The organism is Rhodococcus sp. IEGM 1318 (assembly GCF_033142465.1).
Classification (GTDB): Bacteria; Actinomycetota; Actinomycetes; order Mycobacteriales; family Mycobacteriaceae; genus Rhodococcus_F; species Rhodococcus_F qingshengii_B.
Window position 1 is genome coordinate 111,394 of record NZ_JAWLSC010000004.1, and the last position, 16,029, is coordinate 127,422.

General features: G+C 61.9%; 18 protein-coding genes. 6 read left to right on the plus strand and 12 right to left on the minus strand.

Annotated elements, in window-relative coordinates; translation table 11 throughout:
- Nucleotides 1-19: 19 nt before the first annotated feature.
- From R4P65_RS11390 to R4P65_RS11420, 7 genes are read right to left on the minus strand one after another with little or no spacing between them, the layout of a single operon-like run.
- On the minus strand, nucleotides 20-1,150 hold the full coding sequence (locus tag R4P65_RS11390; protein ID WP_317826564.1) for a steroid 3-ketoacyl-CoA thiolase: 1,131 nt from the start codon (nucleotides 1,148-1,150) through the stop codon (nucleotides 20-22).
- On the minus strand, nucleotides 1,147-1,983 hold the full coding sequence (locus R4P65_RS11395) for an SDR family NAD(P)-dependent oxidoreductase (RefSeq protein ID WP_317826565.1): 837 nt from the start codon (nucleotides 1,981-1,983) through the stop codon (nucleotides 1,147-1,149). Before R4P65_RS11395 ends, R4P65_RS11390 begins: the two co-directional genes overlap by 4 nt.
- Before the next feature lies 1 nt (nucleotide 1,984).
- Nucleotides 1,985-3,193 carry a DegT/DnrJ/EryC1/StrS family aminotransferase gene (locus R4P65_RS11400; RefSeq protein WP_317826566.1) on the minus strand — a complete coding sequence of 403 codons (1,209 nt, stop codon included), beginning with the start codon at nucleotides 3,191-3,193 and terminating at the stop codon, nucleotides 1,985-1,987.
- A 32-nt stretch (nucleotides 3,194-3,225) separates the two neighbouring features.
- Nucleotides 3,226-4,407 (minus strand): lipid-transfer protein, encoded by a 1,182-nt coding sequence (locus tag R4P65_RS11405; protein ID WP_317826567.1) that lies wholly within the window; start codon nucleotides 4,405-4,407, stop codon nucleotides 3,226-3,228.
- Nucleotides 4,404-4,817, minus strand: coding sequence for an acyl dehydratase (locus R4P65_RS11410; RefSeq protein ID WP_317826568.1), 414 nt, complete (start codon nucleotides 4,815-4,817; stop codon nucleotides 4,404-4,406). The genes R4P65_RS11405 and R4P65_RS11410 overlap by 4 nt, the downstream gene beginning before the upstream one ends.
- Nucleotides 4,814-5,242, minus strand: a complete 429-nt coding sequence (locus R4P65_RS11415) for a Zn-ribbon domain-containing OB-fold protein (RefSeq protein ID WP_317826569.1) — start codon at nucleotides 5,240-5,242, stop codon at nucleotides 4,814-4,816. Before R4P65_RS11415 ends, R4P65_RS11410 begins: the two co-directional genes overlap by 4 nt.
- On the minus strand, nucleotides 5,239-5,805 hold the full coding sequence (locus R4P65_RS11420; RefSeq protein ID WP_317826570.1) for a MaoC family dehydratase N-terminal domain-containing protein: 567 nt from the start codon (nucleotides 5,803-5,805) through the stop codon (nucleotides 5,239-5,241). Before R4P65_RS11420 ends, R4P65_RS11415 begins: the two co-directional genes overlap by 4 nt.
- A 65-nt stretch (nucleotides 5,806-5,870) precedes the next feature.
- Here R4P65_RS11420 and R4P65_RS11425 point away from each other — a divergent pair, with 65 nt between their 5' ends.
- A complete protein-coding gene (locus tag R4P65_RS11425; RefSeq protein WP_317826571.1) occupies nucleotides 5,871-6,584 on the plus strand; it encodes a TetR/AcrR family transcriptional regulator in 714 nt (237 codons plus the stop codon).
- Here R4P65_RS11425 and R4P65_RS11430 read toward each other — a convergent pair.
- The 4 genes from R4P65_RS11430 to R4P65_RS11445 form a co-directional block, all read right to left on the minus strand.
- The gene (locus tag R4P65_RS11430; protein ID WP_317826572.1) at nucleotides 6,571-8,043 is read right to left on the minus strand and encodes an MFS transporter; all 1,473 of its coding nucleotides are present in this window, start codon (nucleotides 8,041-8,043) and stop codon (nucleotides 6,571-6,573) included. The genes R4P65_RS11425 and R4P65_RS11430 overlap by 14 nt on opposite strands.
- A gap of 86 nt (nucleotides 8,044-8,129) precedes the next feature.
- Nucleotides 8,130-8,699 (minus strand): TetR/AcrR family transcriptional regulator, encoded by a 570-nt coding sequence (locus R4P65_RS11435; protein ID WP_020905905.1) that lies wholly within the window; start codon nucleotides 8,697-8,699, stop codon nucleotides 8,130-8,132.
- Entirely contained in the window at nucleotides 8,699-9,319 is a 621-nt protein-coding gene (gene recR / locus R4P65_RS11440; protein WP_003943917.1) for a recombination mediator RecR, read from the minus strand. The genes R4P65_RS11435 and recR overlap by 1 nt, the downstream gene beginning before the upstream one ends.
- Nucleotides 9,320-9,331: 12 nt before the next feature.
- A complete protein-coding gene (locus tag R4P65_RS11445; protein ID WP_003943929.1) occupies nucleotides 9,332-9,670 on the minus strand; it encodes a YbaB/EbfC family nucleoid-associated protein in 339 nt (112 codons plus the stop codon).
- Between the two features lie 109 nt (nucleotides 9,671-9,779).
- Here R4P65_RS11445 and R4P65_RS11450 point away from each other — a divergent pair, with 109 nt between their 5' ends.
- From R4P65_RS11450 to R4P65_RS11460, 3 genes are all read left to right on the plus strand, one after another.
- Nucleotides 9,780-10,595 (plus strand): Rv3717 family N-acetylmuramoyl-L-alanine amidase, encoded by an 816-nt coding sequence (locus R4P65_RS11450; RefSeq protein WP_317826573.1) that lies wholly within the window; start codon nucleotides 9,780-9,782, stop codon nucleotides 10,593-10,595.
- Nucleotides 10,596-10,679: 84 nt separating this feature from the next.
- Nucleotides 10,680-10,976 carry a hypothetical protein gene (locus R4P65_RS11455; RefSeq protein ID WP_317826574.1) on the plus strand — a complete coding sequence of 99 codons (297 nt, stop codon included), beginning with the start codon at nucleotides 10,680-10,682 and terminating at the stop codon, nucleotides 10,974-10,976.
- Nucleotides 10,976-12,487: an alpha/beta hydrolase gene (locus R4P65_RS11460; protein WP_317826575.1), complete on the plus strand. Its 1,512-nt coding sequence runs from the start codon at nucleotides 10,976-10,978 to the stop codon at nucleotides 12,485-12,487. Before R4P65_RS11455 ends, R4P65_RS11460 begins: the two co-directional genes overlap by 1 nt.
- 55 nt (nucleotides 12,488-12,542) lie before the next feature.
- Here R4P65_RS11460 and R4P65_RS11465 read toward each other — a convergent pair whose 3' ends face one another.
- Nucleotides 12,543-12,977 (minus strand): SRPBCC family protein, encoded by a 435-nt coding sequence (locus R4P65_RS11465; protein ID WP_317826576.1) that lies wholly within the window; start codon nucleotides 12,975-12,977, stop codon nucleotides 12,543-12,545.
- A 338-nt stretch (nucleotides 12,978-13,315) separates the two neighbouring features.
- Between R4P65_RS11465 and R4P65_RS11470 the strand changes: the two genes are divergently transcribed.
- Both R4P65_RS11470 and R4P65_RS11475 read left to right on the plus strand, forming a co-directional pair.
- On the plus strand, nucleotides 13,316-14,719 hold the full coding sequence (locus R4P65_RS11470; protein WP_317826806.1) for an FAD-binding oxidoreductase: 1,404 nt from the start codon (nucleotides 13,316-13,318) through the stop codon (nucleotides 14,717-14,719).
- On the plus strand, nucleotides 14,716-16,017 hold the full coding sequence (locus tag R4P65_RS11475; RefSeq protein WP_317826577.1) for a class I SAM-dependent methyltransferase: 1,302 nt from the start codon (nucleotides 14,716-14,718) through the stop codon (nucleotides 16,015-16,017). Before R4P65_RS11470 ends, R4P65_RS11475 begins: the two co-directional genes overlap by 4 nt.
- Nucleotides 16,018-16,029 lie beyond the last annotated feature (12 nt).

A 16,029-nucleotide genomic window follows, 5' to 3' on the forward strand; every position in this document is an offset into this window, starting at 1 on the left:
CCTCAATCTTCGGTTCTTGTCAGATGCGTTCGAGAATCAGGCAGGTGGTTGCGGCGGACGCGCAGATCGCGATCAGTGCGATGGACTTGTCCCGGCGCTCCAATTCGTCGATGACATTGGCCAACAGTCTGATTCCGGTTGCACCGGCCGGGTGGCCCAGTGCGATCGCGCCGCCGTTGACGTTCAGCAATTGGGGATCGACGCCGTGAACCTGCGCGAACGACATCGGTACCGAAGCAAATGCCTCGTTGACCTCGAACAGATCGATGTCGTCGATCGTCAGACCGGTGCGTCCGAGCACGATGTTTGCCGCGTCGACGGGACCGTCGAGCATGAACTCGGTGTCCCCGCCGATGACGCACTGCGCCAGTATCTTTGCCCGTGGCCGCACGCCGAGTGCCTTGGCTCGATCCTCTGACATCAGCAGAGCTGCACTCGCACCGTCCGAGACCTGCGAAGATGTTCCAGCGGTGTGCAATCCGCCTTCTTGAACGGTACGCAGCTTCGCGAGCCCTTCGAGACTCGATTCGCGCAGACCCTGATCACGGTGAACCGGAGTGTCCGACCCTGGAACCACCACATCGATGATGTGCGAGTCGAAACGTCCTGCCTCCCAGGCTGCTGCGGCTCGCTGCTGCGAGCGCAGCCCGAAGGCGTCGAGATCCTCGCGGCTGAAACTGCGCTTGACAGCAATCCGATCGGCCGCGGTGTACTGGTCGACGGTATCGAGTGACCACGACTCCGGACGTGGTGTTCCCAGGCCGGTACCCACCTTGTACGTCAACGGAGCGCGGGACATTAATTCGACACCGCACGCCACACCCACGTCGACTGCACCGATGGCAATCTGCCCGGCAATCAACTGCACCGATTGCTGCGCTGTGCCGCACTGCGCGTCGATCGTGGTGCATCCCGCTTTCAACGGAAGGCCCGCATGCATCCAGGACGTACGCACGATGTTTCCGAACTGCTCACCGAGAGGCGTCACACAGCCGCCGATGACCTGGTCGACTGCGCCAGGATCCACGCCGACCCGATCCAGCACGCCTTTCTGCGCGTAACCCAACAGTTCGGCCGCGTGGACTCCGGACAGCCATCCCTGACGCTTGCCGAACGGCGTTCGTGCTGCGTCCACGATGACGGGCTTCATGCCAACTCCTCGGTTCGTAGTGCCGTTCCGTCCAGACCGCGTACGGTCAGGGACCACTCGTCGATCAGGTCCAAGCTGACGCTCGAGCGCGCGGTGAACTCGGTGTCGCAATCACACAGCGCTGTGACCGCTTCCACCATTTCTTCCATAGATTCGACCTGATCCGGCCGGATAGTCTCACCGACCAGGACTCTTGCGCCCTCGCTGAGCACCGCCGCCCGCGGTTGAACCGTGTTGACACGCACCCCCTGGCCGTAGAGTTCCACGCCCATGCCGTTGCTGATCCTGTTGAGCGCTGCTTTGGACGCGCCGTACACGGTCATCGCGGTTCCCGGTTCGACCCACGTGAACGGCGGACCCTGCCACGGTTTGACGGTGCCGCTGGACACGTTCACGATCCAGCCGTATCCGTTTGCCACCATCCCCGGCACCACGGCTTGCATCAGATCCAGCGGTGCGTGGACATTTGCGTCGAACATCAGACGTCGCCGACGGAGTGGGTAATCCGACAGCGGTTGATAGATCGCCGCTGCCGCGTTGTTCACCAGGATGTCGATAGTCCCGCCAAGCTTCTCGATCGCCAGCGGCACAACGGTGTCGCGCTGCTGCTCGTCAGTCAGATCTGCGACAACTATCTCGACTTTGGTTCCGTACTTGGCAATTCGAGCCGCAGTCTCTTCGAGACTGCCCGGCAGGGTTGCATGCGCGCCGAGCGTCCGGGCCACGAGAGCGACGTCGGCACCTTCCGCTGCCAGCCTCTCTGCGACGCCTGCACCGATTCCGCGGCTGGAACCGGTGACAAGCGCTCGGCGTCCTTCGAAGCGATTGGTCATGCTACTTCCACTTCGAGGCAAATCGATTGATGCTCTCCGCAATCCGAGCAACTTCGTCTTCGCGCAGGCCATGGCTCATGCCGAGCGTCATGCCGCGGGCAAAAACCGCGTCGGCTTCCGGCAAACCTTCGGCTGGCTGACGGAATTCGATGTTGTTCATCATCGGGTGACGAGTGACGTTGCCGCTCCACACAGTTCGTGTGTCGATGCCGTCGGCTTCGAGGGCTTCCTGTAGGTCGCTGCGTGTGAAGGGTGCATTCTCGTTGATCATCACCGGGTAGCACAGCCACGCGGTATCGAGCCCGTCGAGTTCTACCGGCGTCGTGAAGAATTCGGGGTGGGCGCCGTACGCCGCCGTAAAGGCAGCAAACGTGGACTTGCGTGTCTTGTAGTTCTCCTCCAGCTTGTCGAGTTGCACGACGCCGTAGGCTGCGCCGAGTTCGGAGGGCTCGAAGTTCCACGACATGAGCTCGAAGATGAAATCGTTGTCGTAGTCGACACCGTCGAGTTCTTCACGGAAGACTCGGCCGGACTTGGTGCTACCGAACAAGTTCGGCTCACTACGACGGCCCCAGCGGCGGAGCAGTAGAGCCTTGTCACGGCTGGCTTCGTCGTCGACGCACACCATTCCACCGGTTCCCGCGCACGTGATGATGTGTGCCATCGAGAAACTGGTGACAACGATGTCCGCCCGAGAGCCGGTCGGAGTGCCGCGGAGCGTGGCGCCGATCGCGTCACACGAATCTTCGATCACCTTGAGCCCGTGGCGATCTGCAATGTCGCGGATGGCGTCCCAGTCCGGGCAGTTGCCGGCCAGGTTCGGCATCAGGATGGCGCCGGTCTTCTCGCTGACCATGGCCTCGATCTTGGTGACGTCGACGTTGAATGTGTTGGGTTCCACGTCCACGAACACCGGCACCAAACCGGCACGCACGATCGGCGCGATGTCGGTGGAGAACGTCAACGGCGATGTGATGACCTCGCTGCCCGCAGGCAGTCCGAGCAGCTCGACAGCCAAGTACAGACCCGAGGATCCCGAGTTGCACATGACGCCGAACTTCTTGCCTGCCAAGGCCGCGATACGTTTTTCCATCTCGAAGACGTTCTTGCCGATGCGCAATCCTTGATGCCCGCTGCGCAAGACGTCGACAACCGCCTGTATTTCTTCCTCGCCGTGGGTGGCTCTGGCGTAGGTGATCCGCTCGCTCATCTTGTTCCTGCTTTCTCGAATGGGCGGCAGATTCAGCGATCTGCCGAGAGGACGAGCGCACTGTGCGGGACGGGAGAGCCGCCGGTCACGAGCACGTTGTCCAGAGTTTTGGTGGGTTGGTTGGTGGAGGCGCCGCGGATCAGGCGAACACCTTCGGCAATACCGTTGACGCCGTGGATGTATCCCTCACCGAGTTGACCGCCGTGGGTGTTGATCGGCAGGCGACCGTCCAGCTCGAGATTGCCGTCGGCGATGAAGTCTTTTGCCTCGCCCCGACCGCAGAATCCGTACTCCTCGAGTTGAAGCAGAACCATCGGGGTGAAAGCATCATAGAGAATTGCGGCATCGATGTCGTCTGGCCCGATACCGGCCTGGTCCCACAGTTGGCGCGCGACCAGTTCGACTTCCGGCATACTGTCGATGTCGTCCCGGTAGTAGCTGCTCATCGAAATCTGTTGCGGACCTACACCTTGCGCGGCACCGCTGATGATCGCAGGTTTATGCGGGAGATCGCGGGCGCGCTCCGCACTGACGATGACCAGCGCCTGTCCGCCGTCACTTTCCTGGCAGCAGTCCAGCAGGCGGATGGGGTCGGCGATCATGCGCGAGTTCTGATGATCCTCGATGGTGATCGGGCGTTCGTAGAACCAGGCCTTGGGGTTGTTCGCCGCATGCTTGCGCGAGAGAACCGAGATCTGGCCGAAGTCGGCGCTGGTTGCCCCGTACTTGTGCATGTACAGCTTGGCCAGGAAGGCTTCCTGCTGCGCCGGCGTCAGAAGCCCGTACGGGTTGATCCAGTTCCGATACTCCTGGTCCGTCGACGCGTTGTACGCAAAAGGTGGTGGCCCGGCGCCGAATCGGTGACCTGATCTTTCGTTGAAGGCACGGTAGACGACCACAACGTCGGCAACTCCGCTGGAGACGGCAAGCGCTGCTTGTTGAACCGGTGCACAGGCACCGCCGCCGCCATGCGGAATACGACTGAAGAACGTCAGTTCCGGTATCCCGAGGGCGCGTGCGACCGCAATCTCGGGATTGTTCTCCATGGTGAACAGCGCAAATCCGTTCACCTCTTCTGTCTCGATGTGAGCGTCGTCGAGTGCGGCGATCACGGATTCGCACGCCAACTGCCATTCGCTGCGGCCGGAGTTCTTGGAGAACTCGGTGGCGCCGATCCCGGCGATGGCTGCTTGCCTCGAAAATCCTCGTGTCATGCGATTACCCTTTCCACCGGTTCGAGAGTCACGTCGGCCGTCACGTGTGTTCCGCGGGCGTTTTTCCCGAGAACCGTCACGGTGAGGGCCTGGCCGTCTGTGGCGGTGACCTTGCCGGTGAATGTCATGGTGTCTCCGGGGAAGTTCGGAACACCAAGCCGTAGTGATGTTTTGACGATCCGTGATGCCGGGCCGGACCAGTCGGTGATGTAGCGGTCGATGAGCCCGTTGGTGGTGTTGATGCTCATGAAGATGTCGGGAGTTCCGCGATCCTGCGCCTTACCCGGATCGTGATGCACGTCCTCGAAATCCTGAGAAGAGATCGCCGTGGCGACGATCAGCGTTCGGTCCAACGGCAATTCGAGGCTGGGGAGAACCGAACCCACCTCGCAGTCAATCAGTTTCGTCATTCCACCGAACCCCGTCGCCTCAGTTGCGGCAGCATCTCGCCGTGAGCGTGCTCGGAGAAGGTCACTTCGAGTTCCATGCCGAATTCGAGTTCCTCGTGATCGATCCCCGCGATGTCGGCAACAAGTCGCGTGCCTTCTTCGAGATCGACGAGTCCGACGGCGAGCGGATACTCGAAAGCAGGATCCTGTGGGTGATGGATGACCGTGAAGCTGTGCAACATGCATTGCCGCGTGGATTCGACTGTGTCCCAACTGAACGAGCGGCATTCCGGGCACGCGGGCGCGGGTGGGTGGCGCAGTGTCTTGCAATCCGCACACCGTTGGACCTCGAGGCGACCCTCTTTGGCCGCAGCGAAGAAGAAATCGTTGTCGTCGGTGACGGTGAGTCTCGGAACAGCGGTGTTGCGGGAGCCAGTCTCGCTCATGCGATTACCTCCTGGGTGTCCGGCTGGGCATCTGGTTTGAACCTGAGCAATCGAAAACGCTCTTCGACCAGCGTCTTTCCGCCCTGGTCGACGTACTTCTTGAACAGAGTGATGAAGCACCCGTGACCGAGGGCAGTTTGTTTGAACGGCGAGATCGCTTCGATGGTGAAATGTGCGGTGACGCGATCTCCGGGGCTCAGCTCCGCGAAATACTCCTGCTCGACGTTGGTCGCGACAACGGACGTGTATCCGGCCTCGTCCAACAACGCCAGCAGTCGTGAATAGGCGAAGTCCTCGCAGGCTCCGTCGGCACGAAGTTGCTGGACCTGCCGATAACGTCGGTAACCCGCCATCACCCAGGTCGAAATCATGGCAGGCGGACAGACGACGTCTCGACGGCCGGTACTGCGGGCGGCCTCGGCGTCGACGTAGATCGGGTTGCGGTCGTCGTGCGCCTCGTCCCAGTTGCGGATCATCGCCTCGTTGACCGCGTAGCGGGCGACCCGGGTTGGTTCGGCCTCTGCGCCGATGAAATTCGGAAATTGCGTCTGCAGGCTCTGCACTGAAATCCTCCGTGAACGAAAGTTGAGCAAGCGCTTGATTCTGAAGCTAGCATAGGAATCCGGAAGTGGAAACACGCGATCTCACCGACGAATTGGTTCGAGCCGGAGCCATCAGGCAGGATTGCGCTACGTTCGACGCCGGAAGCCCGGCACCCGTGAAACCCTGCCCTGAGCAGGACCGACAACCAGCGGAGATTTCAGTGGCATCACCAGATCGTCGGGAGAAAATCCTGGAGAGCTCAGCCGAGCTGTTTGCCAGGAAGGGTGTCGCGACCACGACCGTTCGCGAGATCGGCGATGCCGCTGGAGTGTTCTCGGGCAGCCTCTACCACTACTTCAAGTCGAAGAACGCGATAGTTGCCGAGCTCATGCGCGGCTTCATCACCGACATCCAGCTCCGCTTCGATCAGGTGGTGAAGACGGCAACCGGCCCCGAGGACGTCCTGCGCGGCCTGATCCGCGAGACGCTGATCGTCATCGAACTGCACCCGCACCCGACGGCGATCTACCAGAACGATCGGGCCTACCTACGCGACAACGATCTCCTGCAATCCGTCGACGGGCCTTCCCGCCAGGTCCGCGAGCATTGGATGAAAGCGATTGCCGAAGGTGTCGATCAGGGAATCTTCCGCAAAGACGTGGCCCCGGAGATTTTCTATCGATCGGTACGCGACACCCTGTGGTCGACAACGCATTGGCCGGACCGCCAGAAGTACACCACCGAAGAGTTCGCGGATCTGATGATCACGCTCTTCCTCTCGGGATTCAGGGTCGCGTGACGAGATCCGGCAGATCAATGTGTTTCGGGGTTAGCCCCTGCGGCAACAGGATCGACACTGCGAACACGACCACCGCGCAACCGGCGCACACCAGGTAGGCGACGGAGAATCCGGTCCACGACGTGGAATGTTCCGAACCGCTGATCACGAATGCCGCGAGGATGGTTGCCACCGTCGCACTGCAGATCGTGCTTCCGGACGTCCGCAGAAGTGAGTTCACCCCGTTGGCTGCCGCCAGTCGCTGACGAGGCACGGCAACCAGAATCAGCAGCGAGAGTGTGCTGTACACGATGGCGGTCCCGACTGCTGTGATACCCAGTGCCGCAACCACTCCCCACAGCGGCTTACCGGCAACTGCGTGAATCCCGTACCCTCCGGCAAGGAACACGGCACCGGTCAACATCGCGGTCCGTGAACCGAAGCGGTCGGTGATCCGCACCGCAACCGGCGAGAACAGCACCATCGCGATACTCGCCGGAATCTGGCAGAGCGCCGCCGCGATGATCGACAGCCCGTACCCGGCGCCCGGCCCCTTCATCCCCTGCAGCAGTTGCGTGGTGATCAGTGTATTCCCGAAAAATGCGAACCCGACCAGCAGAGCCGCCAGATGCGGGATCAACACCGCACGTTTCACGAGAGCACGGACGTCGACCAGCGGATTGACGTTGCGCCGCTGTTGAATTACCCAGAGCGTGAACAGCACCGCCGACGCAGCCAGCATGGAGATCACCGCTCCACTGGTCCATCCCCAACTCGATCCCTGAGTGATCGGCACCAGTAACGCGATCATCGCGGCGCTCAGACCGACAGCCCCGACTCCGTCGAATCTTCCCGACGGATTCGGCTCGGACTCTCGAATGAACAGCACCGCAGCAAGAGTCACGGACAGCCCGATGGCAGTGGTTACCCAGAACAGGACGTGCCAATTCGAGTACTGCGCGATCATCGCGGAAAACGGTATGCCCAAAGCGGTTCCGACGCCGAGCGTCGAACTCATCATGGCCACTGCGCCGTTGACCTTGTTGCGTGGCAATTCGTCACGCAGCATGGAGATTCCGATGGGGATGACCGCCGACCCGGCCCCCTGCAACGCTCTCGCGAAGATGAGGACTGCGATGTCCGACGACAGCGCACACAACATCGAGCCGAGAGTCATCATCGAGAAGGCAACGAGAAGCATCTTCTTCTTGCCGAACATGTCGGCGAGCCGGCCGAAGATGGGGGTGACCACCGCGCCGACCAGCAACGTGACGGTCACCAGCCAGGACACGGCCGTACGTCCAGCGCCTGTGAAGTGCGGCAACTCCGGCAGCAGTGGAACGATGACCGTCTGCAGAACAGCCTGGAACACTGCGGCGGCGACAACGATGGGGAACAGGAAGCGGGAGCGCGGCTGCGCGAGTCCCGCGTCGGAGGTGGTGACTGCAGGCGTGCCCGGCGGACGGTCGAGCGTCGTCACCCCACACCGCCTGTTCTCACTAGGTAAATATCCGTTCACCTACATTAGGTGAACGGATATTTACCTAGCAAGAATTGTGACGCCGCTCACCCGTCGAGCAGCTTTTGCACCAGCGGTGCGTACAGCGCAACCACCTCGTCCTGGGTGCCGGTGGCATGGCCGGCCATCATCCGTCGGCGCATGATCGCCACTCCGACCACCATCGACATCGCCAGTTCCGCGCGCAATCTCGCGTCGGGGCCGGACAGACGAGCGGCGAGGGTGTCGATCATCTGCGTCGAATAGTTCTCGCGCAGCTTGCGGTTGCTCTCTTCACTGACGCCGCTCATGAACAACAAGCTCATGGACAGCGGCTTGTACGACTCCAGCGGCTTGGTGAACAGCGAGACCATGCGCTCGCCGAGCGAGTCGTTCGGTGCGTCGAAGACCGTGACCGCCGCTGCCCGGAAGTCGACCAACTCGTCGTACAACTGCTCTTTGGAACCGAAGTACTTGATGATCAGCGGAGCGCTGACGCCTGCGTCTTCGGCGATGTCCTTGAGCGTGATTTCGCGGTACGGCCGAGTCGCGAATGCTTTCCCGGCCGACGCGATGATCTGCGCACGCGTCTGCTCGGACGTACGACGCACCTGCTGACCTTGCTCCGTGCCGCCCATCAAGCGTTCCGCGACAATTCGCGACGGCCGGACAATGCGCGACCCAACGTCAACTCGTCGGCGAATTCGAGATCGCCACCCATCGGAAGACCCGAAGCCAACCGAGACACCGTGAGCCCCGGAATGTCTCTCATCATGCGAACGAGATAGGTAGCTGTCGCCTCACCCTCCGTGTTGGGATCGGTGGCGATGATGACCTCGGACACGTCGACGCCGTCCTCCTGGTTTGCGATGCGAGCCAACAACTCCCGGATACGCAACTGGTCCGGCCCGATCCCCGAGAGTGGATTGAGCGCACCGCCGAGCACGTGATAGCGACCCTTGAACTCACGGGTGCGCTCGACGGCCTGGACGTCCTTCGGTTCCTCCACGACGCAGATCACCGTGCGATCGCGACGTGCGTCGGCGCAGATGCGGCACTTCTCCTGATCGGACACAGTTCCGCACACCGTGCAGAACTGAACGCCGTCACGGATGCGCTGCAATGCATTTTTCAAACGGTCGATCTCGGGAGGCTCCACGGAGAGCAGGTGAAAAGCGATGCGTTGAGCGCTCTTCGGCCCGACTCCGGGAAGCTTCCCGAGTTCGTCGATCAGATCCTGAACCGGACCTTCGTACACGCGTTCTCGTTTCTAGAAGCCGGGGAGACCGGGAAGGCCTCCGCCGAGTCCGCCGGCCAACGGGCCGAGCTTCTCAGCAGCGACTTCCTGTGCCTTGCGCGAAGCGTCCTCGATCGCGCCGATCACCAGATCCTGCAGCGTCTCGACATCTTCGGGGTCGACGACCTTGGGATCGATCTGCAGACCGACAACCTCGCCGGTGCCCTTGACCGTGGCGACAACCAGTCCGCCACCGGCCTGACCGGTCACTTCGGCCTGAGCCATTTCCTGCTGCGCCGCCATCAATTGCTGCTGCATCTGCTGAGCCTGAGCCAACAGAGCAGACATGTCGGGTGCTCCACCTGGTTGCACGAGCGGTCCTTTCTACAGAGTTATCCCCACCAGCGTAGTCGGTGCGCGCTACCGTGAGCGGGTGCGCCGGAACCAGTCAGACACCGTAAAACCGTCAAGAGGGTCAAACATGGCATCACGTGTGTTCCGCTCGACCGCCCTCATTGCCGTAGTCGGGGCCGGGCTTCTGAGCGCCGCGTGCACGATTCCCACCGAGACTGCCGACGCCACGGCGCCCGAGGCCACGACTTCGGTCGAGGTGTCTCCGCTCAGCACTGTCGCCGCTGACATCCCCGCAGCGCTCACCGGCAAGGTCGTCTTCCTCGATCCCGGGCACAGCGGGGCGAACGACGACACCATCAACACCCAGGTCCCCACGGGCCGCGGCGGCACCAAGAACTGCCAGACCACCGGCACCAATACCGATGCCGGGTTCCCCGAGCACACCTTCAACTGGGAAGTCGCTAGCCTGGTCAGGAGCGAGCTCGAAGGCCAAGGCGCAACTGTCGTCCTGAGTCGACCCGATGACGTCAGCGTCGGATCTTGCGTCGACGCACGTGCCGAGGCCGCCAATTCCTCCGGCGCCGACGTGGTGGTGAGCATTCACGCGGACGGCGCAGCAGCCGGGGCCGAAGGCTTCCACGTCTGCTACTCCGCGCCCCCACTGAACACGGTGCAGGCCGGCCCGTCCGTCGCCTTTGCCGAAACCATGCGCGACTCACTCGTCACCGCCGGGCTCACCCCGTCGACCTACATCGGTGACGACGGGTTGGCGCCACGCGCCGATCTGACGGGACTCAACCTGTCGCAGCGGCCGTCGATTCTGGTCGAACTCGGCAATATGCGTAATGCCGACGAGGCAGCGCGCATGACGAGCCCGGACGGTCAGCAGGACTATGCGTCCGCCGTCACCAGCGGAGTCACAGCCTTCCTGACAACCCCCTGATCCGGCTTCTGTGGAGAAGTTCCGCTTGTCCACAGGAAAGCCGGCACGGCCCCAATAGCCAGTTCGCCTGGCTACGGTTCAGCCATGGGGCCGATACTTCAGGTAGACATCGCTGCGTTGCAGCAACTTTCGGCTGATCTGTCTCGAATTGCGGATCAGATTTCAGGGATCGACTCCGCTGGCCCGATTTTCGAAGCCGCGACGAGCCTGGATTCGTCCGCTGTCATGGCTGTATCGACGGAGCATGCCAGCGTGATCGCCGACGCCTACCGGTACCTGGCTACGCAGTTGGGACTCATGGCGTCGGGAACTGCTGCCGCAGCACGTCTGTACGACACTGCTGAGGGCGAAGTTGCGTCCGAACTGCGCGGCGACCACTGATGCGGCCCAACATCTCTCAACTTCGCGCGTGGTCACCGGAGCAACTACGTGCCTGCGCTTCGAGACTGATCGACATCGACCGGCAGATCGAAGTTCTCGGCAATGACGCCGGACACAGCATCGACGCCGTCCGCGAATCCTGGCTGGGACAAGCGTCGAGCGCGACGGCAGTGCAGTGGTCGGACATCTCGCTTTCCTCGGCTCGGCTGTCGATTGCGGTTCGCGTAGTTGCGGATCTGTATGGCGGAGCAGCCAATACGATTGGTGTGGCGCGAAAATCAGTTCTGGATCTGATCGAGGAGGCGACTCTCGAACACGGCTTGACGGTGTCAGACAGTGGAGCGGTATCGGCACCTGAGGCGAAGCAGCCCTGGAATCTGGCCGACGTCATGCAAGATTCCGAAAATGCCACGGCTGCACAGATTTTCCAGCAGAAGATCTCCACTGCATTGACGGCACTCGACGACGAAGACAACCGGGCCGCGACTGCTCTGGATGAGGCCTTCCGCGAGATCGGATCACTCCTTGGCAATCGGCCTGATCGCCTCAACCGCACTGTCGTCGACATCCTCGATGGGAGATCGACACTACCCGGGACACCAACGGATCTACACCGACTCTGGGAATCGCTCACTCCCGACGAGAAAGACGCGTTGGCGAGGTGGGATCCGTCCATCGGCAGCCGCGACGGCCTTCCCGCTCTCGACCGGGACTACTACAACCGGCGGTACCTCGCTGCGCTCGAGCAGTTGCCGGATCGAACCGTAGCCGCCGAATATGCGGCCGTGCGCGGCGAACTTCGACCGGACACGTTCCTTCTCTCCGTCACGGATGCGCACGCCGTCGTGGCAGTCGGTAATCCCGATGCCGCCGACAACGTCGCAACACTGGTTCCCGGAACCGGCTCCGGGCTCTCGGGCGTCGGCGGCGATCTGCAACGAACCAAGGCCATGTACGACGCGGCGGTCAGGGCGGCACCAACGGAAGCCACATCAGTGATCCTGTGGTCCGGATACGACGCTCCCCCAGGCATTCCCGACGCAGCCTCGGATCGCTACGCCAACTCCGCGGCGCCGAGGCGGGACAGCTTCCAGGACGGCTTACGCAGCTCACATGACGGTCCGCCGTCGCACAACGTGGTGATCGGTCATTCCTACGGCAGCACCGTCGTCGGTGCCGCGACTACCCGTGGCGCTTCTCTCGACGTCGACGAACTGGTATTTGTCGCAAGCCCGGGAGTCGATGCCGAGCGTGTGAACGAACTGAGCCTGGACGGCGTCGACTCCTCCGAGATATCGCGTCGTGTTCATTCGACGACGGCCTTCTGGGATCCGGTCCAATTAATACCTAAGATCCTCGGAGTCCACGGATTCGACCCGTCGGATCCGGAATTCGGCGCGCAGGTATTCACCGGATCACCCGGGGAGCCTGGTTTCGGAGTTCACAGCGATTACTGGGAAAGCGGAAACCCCGCACTCACCGAGTTGGGGCAGATCATTACCGGCGCATGAAAGATGGCGCCGCACCGGTGAAGGTACGACGCCGTCTTTCGAGATGCAGAGTCAGTCAGACCAGTTCGCGCTTGAGGTTGTCCAGGACCTGGGCCTGGATGCGCTGCAGACCCTTCGGAGCGAAGGTGCGCTCGAAGAACCCGCCGATTCCGGTGGCACCCTGCCACTGGGTGAGCGTCGTCACCGTCGTTCCGGTGCCGTTGGGGGCAACGGTCCAGGTGGTGACGAGACTGGAGTTAGCGTCCTTCTCGGTGATGACGTTGCCGTCGACCGCCACTGTGGCCTTGACGTTGCGCGAGCGCTTTTCCGTCGCCTTGAGCGTCCACTGCGCGACGGTGCCGTCACCCTGGCCGCCTTCGACAACCTTGTAGTCGAGGTACTGCTCGGACAGGATCCGCGGGCGAACCGTCTCGTAGTCCGCGAGCGCCGCGAGCACCTTGTCGGGTGCTGCTGTGACGACTATCGAACTCATTGCATTGACCTGACCCATATGCCCTACGTCTCCTTGCTCGAACAACGCGACTCGATGCCGCGAATGACTACCCGAATCCGCACCTCGAACTGCGCAGATATTCCTTTCCATACTGCCTGCTGCGCCCGGGTATCTCGACCATCTACCCATTCCATGTGAGCTGGTTCACCACTCGGAGCATTTACCGAGTTCGATTGCAACAACTCGATCAAATTCGGGCATTAATACCCCTCCGGATAGCTTGCACACGCAACTACCGATAGCGTCAGGGTGTGACTCTCTCGTTCAATGGGGTAGTTCAGAAGTTAGATCGAATCCGGACAAAGCAAGGCCCGGGTTCCGATGCTGCGCGTGAAATGGGGTTCGAGCAGCACAGAGAAGGCGTCGAACGCCTACTCGCGTCATACCGCGCCATTCCCGCCGATGCTTCTGTACGCCTGGCAAAGAAGACATCCAATTTGTTCCGCGCTCGCGCCAAGACGTCGGCCCCCGGCCTCGACGTCAGCGGTCTGGCCGGTGTCATCGCCGTCGATGCGCAGGCGCGCACCGCCGACGTCGCCGGCATGTGCACGTACGAGGACCTCGTCGACGCGACGCTGCCCTACGGGCTGGCGCCGTTGGTCGTGCCTCAGCTCAAGACCATCACCCTGGGCGGTGCGGTGACAGGCCTGGGCATCGAGTCCACCTCCTTCCGCAACGGCTTACCGCACGAGTCGGTACTCGAAATCGACGTACTGACCGGAAGCGGCGAGATCATCACCGCAACGCCGGACGGTGAACACGCCGAGCTTTTCTTCGGTTTCCCCAATTCCTATGGCACCCTTGGCTATTCGACGCGACTGAAGATCGCACTCGAACCCGTCGAGAAGTACGTCGCCTTGCGTCACGTGCGCTTCGATTCGCTGAAGAAGCTCGAAGAAACAATGGATCGCATCGTCACCGAGCGCGAGTACGACGGGATCGCCGTCGACTACCTCGACGGGGTGGTCTTCACCGATTCCGAGAGCTACCTCACACTCGGCGTGCAAACCGACGAGGAAGGCCCGGTCAGCGACTACACCGACCAGGACATCTTCTACCGGTCGATCCAGCATCCGTCACTCACACAGCCCAAGACGGACCGCTTGACCATTCGGGACTACCTGTGGCGCTGGGACACCGACTGGTTCTGGTGCTCACGGGCTTTCGGTGCACAGAACCCCAAGGTCAGGCGCTTCTGGCCCAAGCAGTACCTGCGCAGCAGCTTCTACTGGAAGCTGATCGCCCTCGACCACAAGTACGACATCGGAGATCGCCTCGAAAAGCGCAAGGGAAAGCCCCCGCGCGAACGCGTCGTCCAGGACGTCGAGGTACCCATCGAACGAACCGCGGACTTCGTCTCGTGGTTCCTCGAGGAAATTCCGATCGAACCACTGTGGTTGTGCCCGTTACGCCTACGTGAGCCCAGCCCGGCCGCTGCCTCCGCATCGCGGCCGTGGCCCCTCTACCCCCTCGAACCCAAGCGCACCTACGTCAACATCGGCTTCTGGTCTTCGGTGCCGATCGTTCCCGGCGAGCGCGAGGGGGCAGCAAATCGACTGATCGAAGAAAAGGTCAGCGATTTCGACGGACACAAATCGCTCTACTCCGACTCCTACTACTCGAAGGAAGACTTCGAGGAGCTGTACTACGGCGGCGACCGGTACATCGGACTCAAGGAACGCTACGACCCGAAATCCCGTTTATTGGATCTATTCTCTAAGGCGGTGCAACGTAAATGACCACGTTCAAAGACTCCAAAAGCCAGGACAAGCTCTCCATCGCAGAGATTCTCGAGACGCTTTCCGACGGCATGCTGCCGCTTCGATTCACCGCGTACGACGGCAGCACCGCCGGCCCCGAAGATGCCGACTACGGACTGCACCTCAAGTCGACTCGCGGAACCACTTATCTCGCAACGGCTCCCGGCGACCTCGGCATGGCCCGCGCGTACGTCTCCGGCGATCTCGAAGCCGAGGGTGTCCACCCCGGTGATCCGTACGAGATTCTGCGCATCATGGGCGACGAACTCCACCTCAAGCGCCCATCGGCACTGACTCTCGCCAGCATCACGCGCTCGCTGGGCTGGGATCTGTTGCGGCCCATCGCCCCGCCGCCCCAGGAACATCTCCCTCGTTGGCGTCGCGTTGCAGAAGGACTGCGTCACTCCAAGACTCGTGACGCCGAGGTCATCCACCATCACTACGACGTCTCCAACACCTTCTACGAGTACGTCCTCGGCCCGTCCATGACGTACACCTGCGCCGCCTATGACAATGCGGAGCAGACCCTCGAAGAAGCCCAGGAGAACAAGTACCGCCTGGTGTTCGAGAAGCTCGGACTTCAGAAGGGTGATCGACTTCTCGACATCGGCTGCGGCTGGGGCTCGATGGTTCGCTACGCGGCCAGGCGCGGCGTCAAGGTAATCGGCGTGACTCTCTCACGCGAACAGGCAGATTGGGCACAGAAGGCCATTGAAGACGAAGGTCTTGCCGATCTCGCGCAGGTCCGCTTCTCCGACTACCGCGACGTCGCGGAGACCGGATTCGACGCTGTGTCCTCGATCGGTCTGACCGAACACATCGGCGTCGGCAACTACCCGGCGTACTTCGAGTTCCTCAAGGGCAAGTTGCGCGAGGGTGGGCGTCTGCTCAACCACTGCATCACCCGTCCGGACAACCGAAGCGGCGCCAAGGCAGGCGGATTCATCGACCGGTACGTCTTCCCCGACGGGGAGCTCACCGGATCGGGTCGCATCATCTCCGAGATCCAGAACGTCGGTCTCGAGGTGCGGCACGAGGAGAACCTGCGCGAGCACTACGCACTGACACTCGCCGGATGGTGCCAGAATCTCGTCGACAACTGGGACGCCTGCGTCGCCGAGGTCGGCGAGGGAACCGCTCGCGTCTGGGGCCTGTACATGGCCGGCTCACGGCTCGGGTTCGAGCGCAATGTCGTTCAGCTGCACCAGGTTCTGGCTGTCAAGCTTGACCCCAAGGGTGAGGCGCATGTGCCGCTTCGCCCGTGGTGGAAGGCCTAGGGGCACAGCCCC

What these genes read in the sequence shown, in the direction of transcription:
- R4P65_RS11455 (WP_317826574.1), top strand. Translation starts at nt 10,680, where the DNA reads ATGGGGCCGATACTTCAGGTAGACATCGCTGCGTTGCAGCAACTTTCG.
- R4P65_RS11415 (WP_317826569.1), bottom strand. Translation starts at nt 5,242, where the DNA reads ATGAGCGAGACTGGCTCCCGCAACACCGCTGTTCCGAGACTCACCGTC.
- R4P65_RS11390 (WP_317826564.1), bottom strand. Translation starts at nt 1,150, where the DNA reads ATGAAGCCCGTCATCGTGGACGCAGCACGAACGCCGTTCGGCAAGCGT.
- R4P65_RS11465 (WP_317826576.1), bottom strand. Translation starts at nt 12,977, where the DNA reads ATGGGTCAGGTCAATGCAATGAGTTCGATAGTCGTCACAGCAGCACCC.
- R4P65_RS11470 (WP_317826806.1), top strand. Translation starts at nt 13,316, where the DNA reads ATGGGGTTCGAGCAGCACAGAGAAGGCGTCGAACGCCTACTCGCGTCA.
- R4P65_RS11435 (WP_020905905.1), bottom strand. Translation starts at nt 8,699, where the DNA reads ATGGGCGGCACGGAGCAAGGTCAGCAGGTGCGTCGTACGTCCGAGCAG.
- R4P65_RS11460 (WP_317826575.1), top strand. Translation starts at nt 10,976, where the DNA reads ATGCGGCCCAACATCTCTCAACTTCGCGCGTGGTCACCGGAGCAACTA.
- R4P65_RS11410 (WP_317826568.1), bottom strand. Translation starts at nt 4,817, where the DNA reads ATGACGAAACTGATTGACTGCGAGGTGGGTTCGGTTCTCCCCAGCCTC.
- R4P65_RS11400 (WP_317826566.1), bottom strand. Translation starts at nt 3,193, where the DNA reads ATGAGCGAGCGGATCACCTACGCCAGAGCCACCCACGGCGAGGAAGAA.
- R4P65_RS11405 (WP_317826567.1), bottom strand. Translation starts at nt 4,407, where the DNA reads ATGACACGAGGATTTTCGAGGCAAGCAGCCATCGCCGGGATCGGCGCC.
- R4P65_RS11475 (WP_317826577.1), top strand. Translation starts at nt 14,716, where the DNA reads ATGACCACGTTCAAAGACTCCAAAAGCCAGGACAAGCTCTCCATCGCA.
- R4P65_RS11450 (WP_317826573.1), top strand. Translation starts at nt 9,780, where the DNA reads ATGGCATCACGTGTGTTCCGCTCGACCGCCCTCATTGCCGTAGTCGGG.
- R4P65_RS11395 (WP_317826565.1), bottom strand. Translation starts at nt 1,983, where the DNA reads ATGACCAATCGCTTCGAAGGACGCCGAGCGCTTGTCACCGGTTCCAGC.